At 61.0% G+C, this 13,958-nt stretch carries 16 protein-coding genes and 1 pseudogene; 5 read left to right on the plus strand and 12 right to left on the minus strand.

Translation table 11 applies throughout. From position 1 onward, the window contains the following. Positions 1 to 685: 685 nt before the first annotated feature. From OZ411_RS37240 to OZ411_RS43450, 4 genes are all read right to left on the minus strand, one after another. Positions 686 to 910, minus strand: a complete 225-nt coding sequence (locus tag OZ411_RS37240; RefSeq protein ID WP_282531921.1) for a hypothetical protein — start codon at positions 908 to 910, stop codon at positions 686 to 688. Between the two features lie 477 nt (positions 911 to 1,387). After that, positions 1,388 to 1,558: a hypothetical protein gene (locus tag OZ411_RS37245; RefSeq protein ID WP_282531922.1), complete on the minus strand. Its 171-nt coding sequence runs from the start codon at positions 1,556 to 1,558 to the stop codon at positions 1,388 to 1,390. Positions 1,559 to 2,127: 569 nt separating this feature from the next. Then, positions 2,128 to 2,931, minus strand: a complete 804-nt coding sequence (locus OZ411_RS37250; RefSeq protein ID WP_349017069.1) for a DUF3363 domain-containing protein — start codon at positions 2,929 to 2,931, stop codon at positions 2,128 to 2,130. Continuing rightward, positions 2,876 to 3,379, minus strand: coding sequence for a hypothetical protein (locus OZ411_RS43450; RefSeq protein ID WP_349017070.1), 504 nt, complete (start codon positions 3,377 to 3,379; stop codon positions 2,876 to 2,878). The genes OZ411_RS37250 and OZ411_RS43450 overlap by 56 nt, the downstream gene beginning before the upstream one ends. A gap of 474 nt (positions 3,380 to 3,853) precedes the next feature. On the opposite strand from OZ411_RS43450, the pseudogene OZ411_RS37255 reads away from it, so the two are divergent. From OZ411_RS37255 to OZ411_RS37275, 5 genes and pseudogenes are all read left to right on the plus strand, one after another. Further along, positions 3,854 to 4,009 (plus strand): annotated as a pseudogene (locus OZ411_RS37255) (transaldolase); the annotation flags it as partial. A 212-nt stretch (positions 4,010 to 4,221) separates the two neighbouring features. After that, positions 4,222 to 4,812, plus strand: a complete 591-nt coding sequence (locus OZ411_RS37260) for a hypothetical protein (RefSeq protein WP_282531923.1) — start codon at positions 4,222 to 4,224, stop codon at positions 4,810 to 4,812. Positions 4,813 to 4,927: 115 nt separating this feature from the next. After that, a complete protein-coding gene (locus OZ411_RS37265) occupies positions 4,928 to 5,239 on the plus strand; it encodes a sigma factor-like helix-turn-helix DNA-binding protein (protein ID WP_282531924.1) in 312 nt (103 codons plus the stop codon). A gap of 456 nt (positions 5,240 to 5,695) precedes the next feature. Next, positions 5,696 to 5,950, plus strand: a complete 255-nt coding sequence (locus OZ411_RS37270; protein WP_282531925.1) for a methyltransferase domain-containing protein — start codon at positions 5,696 to 5,698, stop codon at positions 5,948 to 5,950. Next, a complete protein-coding gene (locus tag OZ411_RS37275) occupies positions 5,947 to 6,456 on the plus strand; it encodes a hypothetical protein (protein WP_282531926.1) in 510 nt (169 codons plus the stop codon). Before OZ411_RS37270 ends, OZ411_RS37275 begins: the two co-directional genes overlap by 4 nt. 500 nt (positions 6,457 to 6,956) lie before the next feature. Here the strand turns inward: OZ411_RS37275 and OZ411_RS37280 are convergent, their stop codons facing one another. The 8 genes from OZ411_RS37280 to OZ411_RS37315 all read right to left on the minus strand — a co-directional run bounded on the left by OZ411_RS37280 (position 6,957) and on the right by OZ411_RS37315 (position 13,782). Continuing rightward, complete coding sequence (locus tag OZ411_RS37280) at positions 6,957 to 7,343, minus strand: hypothetical protein (protein ID WP_282531927.1); 387 nt, start codon at positions 7,341 to 7,343, stop codon at positions 6,957 to 6,959. A 521-nt stretch (positions 7,344 to 7,864) separates the two neighbouring features. Continuing rightward, positions 7,865 to 8,089 (minus strand): hypothetical protein, encoded by a 225-nt coding sequence (locus OZ411_RS37285; protein WP_282531928.1) that lies wholly within the window; start codon positions 8,087 to 8,089, stop codon positions 7,865 to 7,867. A gap of 56 nt (positions 8,090 to 8,145) precedes the next feature. Beyond that, positions 8,146 to 8,271, minus strand: a complete 126-nt coding sequence (locus OZ411_RS37290) for a hypothetical protein (RefSeq protein WP_282531929.1) — start codon at positions 8,269 to 8,271, stop codon at positions 8,146 to 8,148. Between the two features lie 267 nt (positions 8,272 to 8,538). Further along, positions 8,539 to 8,943, minus strand: a complete 405-nt coding sequence (locus OZ411_RS37295; protein ID WP_282531930.1) for a host attachment family protein — start codon at positions 8,941 to 8,943, stop codon at positions 8,539 to 8,541. Next, on the minus strand, positions 8,906 to 10,822 hold the full coding sequence (gene nhaA, locus OZ411_RS37300) for a Na+/H+ antiporter NhaA (RefSeq protein WP_282531931.1): 1,917 nt from the start codon (positions 10,820 to 10,822) through the stop codon (positions 8,906 to 8,908). Before nhaA ends, OZ411_RS37295 begins: the two co-directional genes overlap by 38 nt. A gap of 31 nt (positions 10,823 to 10,853) precedes the next feature. Beyond that, positions 10,854 to 11,042, minus strand: coding sequence for a hypothetical protein (locus tag OZ411_RS37305; protein WP_282531932.1), 189 nt, complete (start codon positions 11,040 to 11,042; stop codon positions 10,854 to 10,856). A gap of 1,050 nt (positions 11,043 to 12,092) precedes the next feature. Then, positions 12,093 to 12,446, minus strand: a complete 354-nt coding sequence (locus tag OZ411_RS37310; protein WP_282531933.1) for a hypothetical protein — start codon at positions 12,444 to 12,446, stop codon at positions 12,093 to 12,095. Positions 12,447 to 12,483: 37 nt separating this feature from the next. After that, positions 12,484 to 13,782 carry an ATP-binding protein gene (locus OZ411_RS37315; protein WP_282531934.1) on the minus strand — a complete coding sequence of 433 codons (1,299 nt, stop codon included), beginning with the start codon at positions 13,780 to 13,782 and terminating at the stop codon, positions 12,484 to 12,486. Between the last annotated feature and the right edge of the window lie 176 nt (positions 13,783 to 13,958).

A 13,958-nucleotide genomic window follows, 5' to 3' on the forward strand; every position in this document is an offset into this window, starting at 1 on the left:
CTTGTTGCTAAGCCACTATCTGTCACGCTGGTTGCCATTTTCAACCTCCTTCGCGCGAGAGACTCAGTAAATCGTCGAGCACCACGGCGCAGCAGACGATTTTCCTCGCTGTTCCTCGATCGTCCTCTTTTTCACCGTCGCACGTCATGAGCCTGTGCGCTTTTCCAACCGATGCAGACTAAGACGATCGCGATCAGCGGCTCAATTCAACATAGGTAAACGTCGGGCATCCAAAGGGGGTCTCGGAACTATACGAAGGTTTATGGCGCTCGCCCCTAAAGCCGACCACTTCCGCAAGGGGTCAAGAGCGTCGCCCTCTTCAATAGACGGCGAACTGTCGATTTCCGCTATGCCCCGTTAGCGCCCGGCGACGTGTGGCGTTGCAATATGTCGCGATGGGCCATATGCGGAGGTGGGACAGGTCGCGAAACAGCATTGTGCGACCCATGAACGGCTCCACTAAGCCATGTATGCGCGAAAATTCGTTGCGGTGGAGGTCCGCCGCTCATTCCTGGCACGCGGCGGATAGCTCCGCGCTGCCCGACCTTTTGTAGGCTGCGCTGAACCGTGGTAATCGCCTTCACTAAAACACGATCCGCCGGCCTGCGTAGCGTTGGGACATTCCTGAACCACACTCGGCTCTGACGGCCTCAAGGCATTGCCTTTGTTTTTGGAGTGAGGACAATCATGTTGATGCCAATCTCGCTGAATGGCTGCGCCCAAGCAGCTTCTTATCGCGAGTCGGCAATAACCCGCGCTCATAAGCAAGCTTGTAGGCGTATGCGGCCGTTAGTCCGTTGCTCATCGCAAGTTCGGTTCCTTTGATGGGATCGCCTAGATAAGCATCCAGGATTTGCTCGCGAAGCTCCTTGGTGATTCTGTTGCGGCAATTCCATCTTCCAGTTGTCATTTGGCGCTTCCTTATGCGAAGCAATACGCGGCATCGGACGCGTTGGGGCTAGTGGGCGGGAACTGCTGATCGCCCTGCGCTCGCGATCAGCCCATGCTCCCCGGCGTGAAGCAGCGCGCCTTCGGGTGACCATTTAGGTTGTAAGGCCAGACCATCGTACGGCCAGCGCGGTTCGGTCCATCCACGACAGCGTCGTTCGGAACATCAACCCACTCGCCATCAATGCGTACGCGATAGTGATCACCCTTAGTTTCCCAACCGACGTCATCAACGCGCTTCGCATTGCTGCCATCGCAGCAGGGCCCTTTGCCGCTGTGCATTCTCATACCAACTGTTCAACTCAGGGTGCTGATAATCGTGGGCGCGGCGTGACCGATTGTAGAAGTCGGCGGCGTGCGAATACAATAAGTGTTGCAAGCCAAATGTGATTGTTCAACTCACATCCAATCCCGGAATCTTTCTGTGCAGCCAAGAAACTCATCCATCCGCATCGACATGCGAAGCTTTCTTAGCTCGCCGATTGAAGTCGTCGGCAAGGGCTTTAAGCTGACCCGCAATCGCTAAGTCGGTCATGGTTTTGGCGGCGCGCAGCAAAGTCCGTGCCGTCTCTAAAGATTCCTTGCCTCGTTGTGAGTTCTGGACCGTCATAAAGCCCTCGCGCGGTTCCCGGGCAGCTGGTCGAGGGCGATGGGGAGCCAGCTCACCCAATTGCGATCACTTTCCCTGCGGGTTCTGAAGCGATCGACGCACTTCTTGGAACAAAGCGGGGTTCGCCACGAGTAGTGCCGGACGAGACCAAACTTGCCATCACACACTGCGCATCGCGCAACACTGCCAGATCTAAGATTATCGGAGCAATTGGGCATCGTAGTCTCCTCTTGGTACTATCGTCGCTGTTCGTCGATCATCCTTTTCCACCGTCGCACTGCATGGGCCTGTGCGCTTTTCCTACACGTGCAGCCTAGGACGATCGCGTTCAGCCGCTCAATTGAACGTAGGTAATGCGCCGTCCATCCAAGGGGCCAGGGAATGATACGAAGGTGTACGGAGCGCGCCCCTAAAGCCGACCACTTCCGCAACGGGTCATTTTCGACCGAATCTATGGGCATCGGCTGCCATTCGGATGTCCGCTTTGCCCCGAAAGCAGAGGTGCCGACCTGACGGATGCGTTCGGTCCCCACCACCTGCAACAACCGCGCGCTCTGGACCGACAGAGCCTAGAGCCCAAGTCCGCGCTGGCGACCAAGCTCCCAATCGACCCTGCCGCCGGGCAGCATGCCCGAGACTTGCCGTTCGACATGCTGTTCGAGCGCAGGACGCCATGGCACGAGCTGAAAGCCGAGCCCATCATCGATCATGGCAAACCGGGCCGAACTCAATGTGAGCCTCTGACGGTACAGGCCTGCAATGCGGTCGCCCTCGGCGGCGGGTTGGTAGGTAAGGCCCGTCTCGGCTGAAAGCCTGGCTGCAGTCTCCTCGAGCTCCCGCCGGCGAAGGGTGACGAGAAGGTCACGAGCGAACACGACCCGCTGCCCCTGCCGGCGGGCGAGGCCCTGCTCTGCGAGGTGATCGAGGCGGGCGTCCATGGCGTCCCGCACCTCAGCGCCGAAGCCACCCCCCCCGCCGAGCGGCGGCGGAACCTTTGCGAGATTCTGACGGTCGAGCCAGGTCGCACCTCGCGCAGTAACCTGAGCCTCGATCGACAGGTCGGACCGGCTGGCAAGCGCCAGCCGCCTCCTTCCGTCAGCGTCATCGTAGATGCGCGCCTCGACAATCGCGCCGGCTAATGCGTCGCCCGTCATGTCGAGGTTGGTAAAGCGCAGGTGATGGGTGCGGCCATCAACCTCGGCGACGATCGCGTAGGCCGTCTCCTTCAACTCGTCATCAAGACCACGCTGCACGAGCGTGCCGAGCACCTGATCGGCGGGTTCTGCACCATGCAGGGCAAACCGGCCGACATCCGGCTTAACACCGGCGTTGCTCGTGGCCTGATGCATGGTCTTGACGACGTTGCCTCGCATGCTGAGCTGGCGAAGCGTCTGCTCCCCGCAGGTCTGCCACGCCGCCGCACGGATCGGAGATGTCGCGCGGCGCCCGGTCGAGACCGGTCCGGCGCTCTGCCTCAACCTCGCGCTCGAGGCTTGTGCGAATCTCCTGTTCGCTGCGCGGCCCGAGCTCCAGGATGGCGCGGTCGGCGGCTCGATCGAGGAAACCGCGGCTGATGTACTCGCGGCTGATGACAAGGTCCTTGCCGTCGTCGGCTCGCCCGCAGATGAGGACATGAACATGCGGATTGTCCGTGTTCCAATGGTCGACTGTAATCCAGTCCAGCCTGGTTCCGAGATCCTTCTCGACATCGCCCATCGGCTCGCGTGTGAACGTCTTCAGGCCAGGAGCGATCTCCTTGATCGTCTTGCCCTTGATGAAGTGCTCGCGCCGTATCCGCGCAATCGTCTCCACGACCAGCATCCCCCACCACCTGCTTCGTTCCAAAGCAGGCGGCGCAACGGCCCGATCTATAGGGGGCGCATTGCCTCATCGAGAATATTACTGAAGGATTCCGCGCCAATGACTGGGGCGGCGTCGCCGAATCAGGTCGGTGGCGCCAATGGCGAGCGGAATCAGCAGGGGCACGCGGCGCGAGGTGTGGCGGCGGTGGCTAAGCGCCACCGTACGGCAGGGCGAGCTGAGAAGGGACGCATCCTTGATGAGTTGACAGCAACGACAGGTTGCCATCGCAGACACGCGGTACGAGCATTGTCGGCTGCCGGAAGGAACAGGACCGGATTGCCATTGAGCGAGGAGGCTACCGGCGCCACCGAGCCTGCGAGCAGCCGGCAGCGCAAAAGCGCGAACCGGTGACAAGAAAGCGGTTTCGCACCGCATGCCGCACGCAAGCGCTTGGGCCGACGAGAGGAAAAGGCCTTGGCGTCGAAGCGCGCAATGACGACGGCCGTAACCGACACGGGCAAGCTTGGCGCGGTGAGGCGTCTCAAGCCGATAGACCGCACGACGAATCCCACGATCGTCCCGAAAGCTGTCGACACTCCCGAGTACAGGGATGTTGTCGATGAGGCGTTGGCATGGGGACGAAGACAATCCGGCAATGAGTTGAAATGCCGGTTGGCGACGGTGCGCACAACGCTTTTGGACGACGATACCTCACGCCTATCGAAACCATGTCCAAAGGGAATTTCTAATTTCGTTGGCTGCGTCCGATCCTGAGGTCCACTGGGCCGGCCGAACATGCCGCCGCCTCGACGTGGAATGAAGCCATTGCGCCGAGCCATCGTGCCTCAAAAGAGCCCCCCATGAAATCACTGAAGACTGTCGGCCTGGCTGTCGCCGTCTCGCTGCCAAGGTTCCTGCCCCTAGATTGCGCCATGATGGCAGCAACCGAAACGCTTCGCAGCGTCCTGCGCACTTCGCGTGGCCAACCCATCCTCAAGCTGCAATCCGCGGAGCAACGAGCTTCTCTTGCCCTCGATCTTCTTTCGCTAGGAAGCCGCGCGGCACTGGGAGTCTCGTTCCTGTTGTCGGTCAGCGACCGGCTCGGGTTCTACGGCAATCCAGGCGAAGGCGGAGTTTCCTGGGGAACATTCGAGCGATTTTTGGGCTACGCGGCCAAGGTAAATGCGTTCGCACCAGCATGGGTGATACCCTTTCTCGGCACGGCCGCGACGGTGCTGGAACTTTTATTTGGCGTTACGCTGGTACTCGGACTCGCGCTGCGGTGGGCGGCTTTCGGCAGCGCGGGCCTGCTCTTCCTATTCGGTTCAGCCATGGCCATCTCGTTTCGGATCAAGTCGCCATTCGACTACTCTGTATTCGCTGCGATGTGCTGCGCCCTATTTCTGGGTCTCGCCGGCTCGAATCGACGGACCGTCGACTCTTTACTATGATGCTCAACGAGATTGAGAAACGTGCAATAGCTCTACGCCGCGGCGGAGTGCGCCTCAGCCAAGCACGAGCCAGCCTGGTTGAAGTTGTAGCAAGGAGTTGCTCCAGGACTGCTAAATGGCCGACGGTGCGGTCCGAGACATCCTGGAACGGGCGGTAGATGAGTTGCCCGATGAGCTGCGCACCGTGTTCGTGGCCTGCGTTGCCGACGGCATGACGCCGGGGCGGTGTGCCGAGTTGTCTGCGCTCGCATCGGAGACGGTAGAGGCACGTCTGCACAGCGCCCGAAGCTTGCTGGGTGAAGTGCTTGTACGCCAGATCGGTCCCGCCTTCGGTGGCGTTTATCAGGTCGACGATAGCCGTTCCGAGCGCATTACGAACGCAGTAATGGACCGGCTTTTCCCACGCCGGGGAAGCGCCGCAACATGAAAACGGCCAAGCTGGCGCGGCCGATTCAGCGACTGAACGCGGCTTAGAAGTCTCTGCAGAATCGAAACGTCGGTTGCGCGTACGATGCAGCTGGCGGCATTCCTCGGCAGCAAGCCGCGGCGGCGAGCGGCAATAACGATCGTCTATCGACTCTATGGCGAGAGGTGATTTCCCTAGCCGGCGTTGCAAGGTCACCCTCCAAAGGCATGGTCCAATCAATCTCAGGATCAGGCACCGCGATGGAACTCCGCCAGCCTATGCTGCGATCGATTCACATGCGCTATTGCTGGCGCTCACTTTGTTACAGCTGCAGCCCGATATCAGCTGGCGTCAAGCGTCGAGTTGATACCTTGTTGTATCGCGAGTCGGCATATCCGGGCTGCATAGCAACACGAGGAGACTGGTTTGATGCAAAATTATGTCTTGGGGCATTCGAACCGGGAACTTCGCAGGCTCATGCTGCAGGCGGACAACCTCCGCCCGATCACGACGCGCCTCCTGCGCGAGATCGGGCTCGCACAAGGCATGCGCGTCGTCGATCTGGGTTGCGGAGCGGGCGACGTGGCAATGCTCGCGGCGGAAATGGTCGGACCGACCGGGGCCGTCGTCGGGATCGACCGCAACGCTGCCGCGATCGCCACGGCGCGCGAGCGCGCGCCGCCGCTGGTCACGCCAATATCGAATTCGTGGAAGGCAATGCCTCCGGAATGACTGGCTCCGGTAACTGCGATCTGGCTATCGGGCGCTATGTATTGGTCCACCAGAGCGACCCGGTCGCACTGATCCGCGCAGCGGCCACTCACCTCCGGCCAGGCGGCGCAGTTGCTTTCCATGAGGTATTCCTCCTCGGAACATGGTGGTCGTTTCCCCTGGTCCCGCTATGGGAGGATACCTCCGACCTCATCAACAGGACGTTTCGCTCGGTCGTCACGCACCCTGATGCCGGAGCGCGGATGGTGGAACATTTCTACAATGCAGGGGTGGCGTTGCCTCGCGTGTTTTCGGAGACCCCGGTGGGCGGCGGCACCGATTCGCCTCTTTACGCATGGGCCGCGGAAACCTTCCGCACGCTGTTGCCAAGAGCCGAGAAAATCGGCCTTGCGGCGCGCGGCGAGATCGATATCGACAGGCTTGAGGACCACCTGCGCCAAGCGGTGACGGCGGTCCATGCTCAGATCGGCTTTGCCCATCAGCATTGCGGCTGGGCACGAGTCTGATGGCACTTTTTGAGAAGAGCACACGGGGCTGATTGGCGAAGACCGTATGTCCTTCCCAAAACGGAGGCGACTCGCGCTCGATACCTGACAAAGGTTGGCCGGGTAGAGCCCCTATGCATGGAGGGTTAGTCATGCGCGATGATAGCGTGGCTTACGTAGCCATGACCCGGAGATCCGGTCGGTTTCAACTGAGACAAGAGGGGATCGGTTCATCCTTAATCTTGAAAGGATTCCCAGAGAAGTTCTTAGCGAAAACAGCTCAGCCAATCCATGATAGGTGATCATCTTGCCGCCGTGCGTTTTGACGGCGGAAAAGTCAGGATCGTCGGTACCCATTGGCGGATGGTGTGTTTGCTCAGTTTCCAAAAAGGCTTTACGGACTCCATCCTCCGTGAGCGAACCTATGATGATGAAGGACTTCGGAAGCTCCAGTCCTGAAGAACTGCGTTGCCGCTTGGAGCGGCGTCGACCAAGGCAGAGTTTAGGTTCGCTCGACGTTCCTATCCGAACCAAAGCTGAGAACCTGCTGAAGTTCCTGTTGGGGCGCTGCCTTGTCGTGCACGAACAAAAGCCTCGACCTTGCCGATGAGGCATCGGGTAGCGCGTTGAGAGCGACAGCAGGGGCGATGAAGGGATCTATGCTTCGAACCGCTGGTCACAATGGACGTCGGAGCTTCACCAATGCCACCTGGAGCCGCGATGCGATCCTTGAGAGCCAAATCGCGCAGATCGGCCACGCCCGCCTCGATGGCGTCATAGAGGCGCTTCAGGCGCAGCTCGGCCTCAGCTGCCCGCTTGTTCAATTCGGCGATATGTTCGCGGCGGCGTTCGGCATGGTCCTGCCGGCGGTCGATGACCGAGGAGCAGCGGAAATACACCTGGGTCATGTTCGGCCTCTTTCAGTGGGACGACTGGCCTAGCCAGCTTCGGCTCTCGGGACCTGCAACCTGTGAGAACGACGCACCTTCCTTCGCTTCAAGACAACATGAGTTGCGCCGCCGGCACGTTCCTCGACTTCAGCCAATGGGAAGGTGAGAAGGAAGGAAGACCCTTCGGCGGCACAAGACGCATGAACGCGGCCACTCAAACTGCTGGCCAACTCGCCGACGATCGTTAGCCCGCGACCGCGCACAATGAGATCAGATGCCAAGCCATTGTCAGAGACAGCGCACCTTACGACGTTACTTGCAAGCAAACAACTTCACTTTCGCTTCCGGATGTCTATCGTCGAATCGAGCATGCCGTGCCACATTGGTGAGCAGCTCGGATACGATCAACCCGAGCTTCCAGCAGCGTTCGCCCTCAAGCCGCAAATCATCCGCCGAACACGAGAGACGTATACTCAGCCGATTCAGTCGGTATTTCGTGATGGAGAAGCAAAGATGCTCGAGGTACCTTGCGGCGTCGGTCAGGTGCCAGGATCCGGCATGCGTAGTGCCTTGTGAACATCAGCATAACCATGCAGGAGTTCTACCACATCGAGGAGCGCGGCCTTGACTGCCACATCATCCGACTGCACCGCTTTCGCTGAAACCGTGCAGATAGCGCTAGTGAGCTCGCTATTCACTCTGTGGTTCAACTCACGAAGAAGCAACGATCCGTCGGGATCCGGTAACCGTGCATGGTTTGTCATTTCGGGCTCCAACGATCTTCCTCTCTGGCACCTGCCGCAGGACCAAGCAGGGAGCCCTATGGCTCCACACCGCGGCGCTCCAATTCGGTCTCTATCGCGTCAAAGAGGATCTCGGCTGACACCACTGCAAGGCTCGTCCATAAGATGATCGCGGCGCGCGAGGCGATTAGGTATTCTATCATGCGAAGGCTCCTTCTAATGCGAGATGCCGGTTAGTCGCGTGAGAGATTGGAACGTGACACCGAGCAGGCAGCAGAACCTCGCTTCCTCTTGATGCTGCTTAGAATGCCAGAGGCAGCTTGGAATGAATATCTTGTCCATTGCTGATACATTTAGACGGTTGATTTGGTTCAGGTTGGTCAGAGCAGTAGTCGTCGTCAGTAACTTTGAGTTATTCGCGCGGGTTATGACTGGACGGGCTTGCGCCGGCAGCCGTTTCCGGAGGCGCGTCAGGCGTCGGCGATCAGTGAGGCGATGTCCTCGAGCGGACGCCGGCCGAAGTCCTTCGCGAGCTCGCCTATGATCTTGCCTCTCAGGTCGCGGTGGAAATGCTTGCGCATCTCGCCCAGGGTCTTGGGGTCGGAGACAACGACCAGGTGCTCTATGGTGCCGTCCAGGCTGAGCATGTTCAGGAACGCGGCTGTCGCTGCCGCGAAGTTGTCCTCGTCGAGCCGCCTGCGATCGGCGTTGGCAGAGCCGGTGTGATGCCGCGCACCCGAGCCTGAGTGGGCGGGCGCAGGCGGAGCCGCCGTGATCTCGACCAAATGCACCCCAGGTTTCACGCCCGTATTGTGGAACAGGCGGATCGTCTCGCCGTCAGCGACTGCTACTGTCGTACCCGTAGGTAGAATCATCGAAAGACCTCCCGCTCACTTGCATGCCGGCGCTCTGCGGCGCCTCTTCGATAAGCTCCTGGCGCAAAGCTCCCCAGAGCAGGGCAGTCCCAACGACGGCCGAAAGAATCGACGCGGCGAACACGGCGATCTTGGCGGCCGAGAAGTCGGGAGCGCTTGGAAACGCCTGCCCGGCGATGAAGAGCGACATCGTGAAGCCGATGCCAGCGAGGGCTCCTGCCCCGGCCAACTGCTGCCACGTGTACTCCGCCGGCTTGACGGCTATGCCTGCGCGCACGGCCGCGGCGGCCGCGAGGAAGACGCCGAGCGGCTTTCCGATGGCGAGGCCAGCAACGATCGCCGCCATGAGCCAGCCATGCCCAACAAAGACGCCCGGATTGATTGCCACGCCTGCATTCGCCAGTGCGAAGATCGGGAGGACAGCGTAGCTCGACCGCGCGCCCGCGTGTCGCAGCAGCCGGTCGGCGGGTGATTCAAGTCTGTCATAGATTGCGTCGAGCGCGTGCAGCGCCGGGGTGGAGGGGCCGTGCCTGAGAACCTCACCGTCGTGCCGGGCCTCGGAGGCGATGATGGTGCTGGCCTGCGTCATCAGGGCAGCCAAGTTAGCGGGTGGCCGCGTCGGAATGAACAGCGCAAGTACCACGCCGGCCAGCGTAGCGTGGAGGCCGCCCGCATAGACGAACGCCCACAACGCGACGCCCAACAGGATGTAGGGCGACAGCAGATAGACCCTCGATCGGCTCAGCAGCGTCAGCGCAACGACTGTCGTCGCGGCCGCGGCCAGGTAGCCCGGATGGATATCGCCGGAGTAGAACACAGCGACGACGACGATCGCGCCGATGTCGTCGACGATGGCCGCCGCGGTGAGGAAGATGCGCAGCTCGACGGGGACGCGGGCGCCCATCACGGCGATCAAGGCAATCGCAAACGCAGTGTCGGTCGCCATCGGAACGCCCCACCCGTGCGACCACGACCCCGCAGGGATGACCAGCGCATACAGTAGCGCCGGCACGACCATGCCGCCGAACGCGGCCGCGATCGGAAGCGCGGCGGAGCGGCGGCTTGCGAGGTGGCCGACTGTCATCTCGCGCTTCACTTCCAACCCCACGACGAGGAAAAACACCGTCAGCAGGCCGTCGTTGACCCAATGGAGGATGGACATCCGAAAGGCTGCGTCGCCCAAGCTCACGCCGAGCTCCTGGCGCCAGAGCGCCTCGAACGCCGGCCCGATCGGAGAGTTCGTCAGGACGATCGCCCCCACGGTCGCGAGGACCAGCAAAATGCCGGCGGACGGGCCCCAGCTCGCGAAGTCCAGCGCCGCCGTGCGGACACGGTGCCCGAGCGTGCCAAGCATCGCGTCGATGAGAGAGCTCTCGTCCCAGGGCCCGTCGTAGCGCCGGTGGTTGATGTAGAAGGTCGGCGTGAACCTCACGCCGCTTGCGCGTGCGCTTGCGATGTCCGCCTCCACCTTCGCTCTCGCGTGCCGCACGGCATCGCTGTCGCCGAGTGCGAAATCTGCGTTCACGCCGAGGTCGGTGGCCACCGCGATGAGGTCGTCCTCTGTGAGCTGCATCGACCGCGTCATGAGCTTGATGTGCGCGGACCAGAACGCCTCGGGCGTCTGGGCCAGCTCAGCGAGCTCGGCAGCCCGAAACGCAAGGCTGTTGTCCGAGAGCGGCCTGTGCCGGAAGGCGTAGCGGACGCGGTCGCCGAGTTGGTCGCGTGCTTGCGCGATGCGCTCGTTGGCAGCCCTGCAGTGCGGGCACGCGTAGCTGCCGTACTCGACGAGCGTGATCTCGGCATTGGTGGGGCCGAGCACGTGGTCCGTCTCGTGGTCGACCGGACGGTCGAGGCGGCCGGGCGGGATCATGAGCTCCATCGCTGAACCGGTCTCCAGGTGTTCGCGCCGGCTAAGACGTCGGCGTAGCTGTCGACGGGTTTACGACGTGGAATACGCCGCCGTTGGATGACGGCGCGCTGAACGCACGCTGCACTCCAAGCGCGACGCCGGCGCTGTCCACGAGCACGACGACATCCTCCAGCGGCAGGCCTTCGACAGAACCGGGGAATGAAACGCCGATTGTCTCTTTGATGTGCATGTCGGACCTCCTGGCCTGCGATCGTTCAACGGAACGCCGACTTCGGCCCGTACACGAGGGCGGGCGACGATGGATCGAAGATTGAGTCCATGACGGTGGAAAGGAAAATCACCTCTCGCCATGGAGTCGATAACCGACCATTATCGAAATGACTGAGGGCGCCTGGGGCGCTGCCGGGTGTGCGTCGCGTCTCTCTGCGAGGACTTGCCGAGGAGCACTCTTGGCGGCCGAGAGGGGGTCTTCACGCGGCTAGCCTGCGGGCCGCGCGGCATTACGGGTCGTTATCGAGATCATAGCTTTTACCAGCCGATTCCAAGACAATAACGCTGGTGCCGCGAGCGCGGTCGTGAGGCCCACGCAACGGCGTACACCCCGCCGCAATCAGAATTGCGAGTATAGGGCCATGACTCAGAGCATCGCAGGACAGCCTGCTCTCGAACTCGCGGTGTTGGTCCACGCCATCAGCATCCGCCGCATCATGGTCTCGGCCTCGTCGAGAACTCGACTTCCTCCGGCGAAAATGTCCGCAAAGCCTCCTCCTCTCTCAGCACCGTCTCGTAAACCACCACCTCCTCGATCACGGTGTAGACCTCAAGGTAGCCGTCATCGGCCGCAAAAACTTTCCGCGGCCTTGACCGCCACCGCAAAGTCATCCACCGCCGCCACGGTCTCACCCGTCTCCGCGTTCACCACGCGATAGACCCTCGCATCTGCTCCTGTCGGTACTTCAGCCGGATGCGCCATGCCTCCAGTTCGGCATGAAAGCGCACCCACTCGCCCCGACATGCTTCGCCGCCAGCTCCTGAAGGTCCGGCGGCGGATTGTTCTTCAACCAGTCAGCGATGGCCGTCGTCACGCTCCACCGCCTTCTCATAATCGATGTCCTGCAAGGTCCGGCAGAACGCGGGGATTTGCTCGACAGCGAGCACCAGCTCGCAAATGCACCGGCCGGCCTCGCCGAGCGCCGGGATGTGCGGGCCGCAATGCGGTCATCGCATAAGCAAATCTGAAATGACGCCGCGTGCGGCGCGTCGGGCCGTAACTTTTCCGTCATGGCGAAGGTCCCTTCGTGATCGGACAAAACACCCGATGCCGGTCCTTGCCGCGACCGATCCACCGCCCGCGCCAGCCCCGCTTCAAACACCACAGCTCCAGGGGTGCGTTTGGCTCGACCACCACGGGCTGCAAGCCGGACGCCAGAATGCCGTCGACCAGTCGTGTTAACGCACCGCGCCCCGGCGCAACGGCATTGAGCAGCACCAAGCGAATGCGCTGCCCGTCGCGCGTAATGAAGGTATCGGTCTTCCACTCGGCCCAGTCCAGCCAGTCGGCCACAAACACCCGCTCGCAGCCGCGCGCCCGCTCGCTCCGCAAAATTTTCACCCGGGTGGGAAAGGCCGCCATCAACCTATTGCATGTCGCGCCAAATATCATCCCTACTTCACGGCGCGAACGGAAGACTTGAGCCAGCATGCCTTGCTAGAACACGCTCGTCGCGCTCTAGAGGCAGAGTGAACTGAAGGGAGGCGCCCCGAGGTTCATTCGCGCCGGCCCACATCCGCCCGCCGTGCGCCTCGATGATCGAACGGCAGACGGTCAAGCCTATGCCGACGCCTCGGACCTTGGTGGTATAGAAGGCCTCGAATAGGCGGTCGACACTCTTCAGATCCAATCCCGGACCCGAATCTCGTACCGCCACCAGTGCGCCGTTTGATTCCTCTTTCTCCGTGCAAATCAGCAACTCGCGTGCTTCTTCGCGCATGCTGCTCATTGCCTCCATAGCGTTGATAATCAAATTGAGGATTACTTGCTGTAGTTGCACCCGATCTGCTTGGACAGTCGGCGAGGGCTCTGCGAACTGCGTCAGCACTGATACGCCGTTTTTCGTCACCTCGTCACGCGTCAGCTCGAGCACGTCGCGGATCGCTCCATTGATCTCCACGCGCTCCTTCTTCGGTGGCGCCTCCTTGAAGAGCCCCCGGATCCGGTAGATCACGTCACTGGCTCGATAAGCGTCCCTCACGATGCAATCGAGCGTTTGTCGTACCTCGCCCAGGGCCGGGGGTCGATGATCCAGAAAGTGCCGAGCGGCTTGGGCATTAGTGACTATCGCCGCAATGGACTGCGTCACTTCAGGGGCGACCGAGGCCGCAAGCCGTCCTATCGTTGTGATGCGGTCGAAGTACGCCAAATCGACCTGCACCTCGCGCAAGGCTTTGGAGGCGAGCGTCAGGGAGTGCGTTCGTAGTGGTACGGCATCAAAGGTTTTTTCAGTCCTGTCTAGTGGGGCGTCCACATGTCCACTGTCGATAATGGTGCTCTCCTTCGCATGTTCGGAGTGGAATTTTTTCAGTCGTGTAGAGGGCTGATACCGAGCTTTGTGGCCGAGCGTGTACCAAAGGCGTAGATGTCGGCTTCTAACGGCCAGGCGGAAACATCGATCAGTCTGAACATTACCGCTCGTGACTCCAGAGCGACGTGCGCGTGACTGAGGCACGCTAAAATCTCTCAAATACATGTTGGCTAGCGGCGGCTCGAAGGAGCCGCACGCTGCCAAGCTTTGTCGTTTCCACCAGCCGTAGTCACCACCAGCCGTAAGAGAAGCCCGGATAGTAATAGGTCGGATAGCCCCAATACGCACTATAGGCGGGATAGCCCCGGTACGAAGGGTACGGATAACCCCGCCGCGCCCGATAGCAATTGCGAGCGCAATCGCGAAGCTGCGGACTTGAATCTTCATGATAACTCCTGTTCGTGTTAAAAATGGCCATCCACTACCCGACGAGAATAGGAACGCGAAACTCGATGTCTAATGACAATCGGTTATTGAATCGATTTCATCGACGCGGTTTACCACGTCGGGCTTGCTGACTTATTCTGTGCCTGCCTCGCGTGACTGACGCTGATGAAGGCTCG

It is taken from the genome of Bradyrhizobium sp. Arg237L (assembly GCF_029990105.1).
Lineage (GTDB): Bacteria > Pseudomonadota > Alphaproteobacteria > Rhizobiales > Xanthobacteraceae > Bradyrhizobium.

What these genes read in the sequence shown, in the direction of transcription:
- OZ411_RS37240 (WP_282531921.1), bottom strand. Translation starts at nt 910, where the DNA reads ATGACAACTGGAAGATGGAATTGCCGCAACAGAATCACCAAGGAGCTT.
- OZ411_RS37245 (WP_282531922.1), bottom strand. Translation starts at nt 1,558, where the DNA reads ATGACGGTCCAGAACTCACAACGAGGCAAGGAATCTTTAGAGACGGCA.
- OZ411_RS37250 (WP_349017069.1), bottom strand. Translation starts at nt 2,931, where the DNA reads ATGCGAGGCAACGTCGTCAAGACCATGCATCAGGCCACGAGCAACGCC.
- OZ411_RS43450 (WP_349017070.1), bottom strand. Translation starts at nt 3,379, where the DNA reads ATGCTGGTCGTGGAGACGATTGCGCGGATACGGCGCGAGCACTTCATC.
- OZ411_RS37260 (WP_282531923.1), top strand. Translation starts at nt 4,222, where the DNA reads ATGAAATCACTGAAGACTGTCGGCCTGGCTGTCGCCGTCTCGCTGCCA.
- OZ411_RS37265 (WP_282531924.1), top strand. Translation starts at nt 4,928, where the DNA reads ATGGCCGACGGTGCGGTCCGAGACATCCTGGAACGGGCGGTAGATGAG.
- OZ411_RS37270 (WP_282531925.1), top strand. Translation starts at nt 5,696, where the DNA reads ATGCTGCAGGCGGACAACCTCCGCCCGATCACGACGCGCCTCCTGCGC.
- OZ411_RS37275 (WP_282531926.1), top strand. Translation starts at nt 5,947, where the DNA reads ATGACTGGCTCCGGTAACTGCGATCTGGCTATCGGGCGCTATGTATTG.
- OZ411_RS37280 (WP_282531927.1), bottom strand. Translation starts at nt 7,343, where the DNA reads ATGACCCAGGTGTATTTCCGCTGCTCCTCGGTCATCGACCGCCGGCAG.
- OZ411_RS37285 (WP_282531928.1), bottom strand. Translation starts at nt 8,089, where the DNA reads ATGACAAACCATGCACGGTTACCGGATCCCGACGGATCGTTGCTTCTT.
- OZ411_RS37290 (WP_282531929.1), bottom strand. Translation starts at nt 8,271, where the DNA reads ATGATAGAATACCTAATCGCCTCGCGCGCCGCGATCATCTTATGGACG.
- OZ411_RS37295 (WP_282531930.1), bottom strand. Translation starts at nt 8,943, where the DNA reads ATGATTCTACCTACGGGTACGACAGTAGCAGTCGCTGACGGCGAGACG.
- nhaA (WP_282531931.1), bottom strand. Translation starts at nt 10,822, where the DNA reads ATGGAGCTCATGATCCCGCCCGGCCGCCTCGACCGTCCGGTCGACCAC.
- OZ411_RS37305 (WP_282531932.1), bottom strand. Translation starts at nt 11,042, where the DNA reads ATGCACATCAAAGAGACAATCGGCGTTTCATTCCCCGGTTCTGTCGAA.
- OZ411_RS37310 (WP_282531933.1), bottom strand. Translation starts at nt 12,446, where the DNA reads ATGGCGGCCTTTCCCACCCGGGTGAAAATTTTGCGGAGCGAGCGGGCG.
- OZ411_RS37315 (WP_282531934.1), bottom strand. Translation starts at nt 13,782, where the DNA reads ATGAAGATTCAAGTCCGCAGCTTCGCGATTGCGCTCGCAATTGCTATC.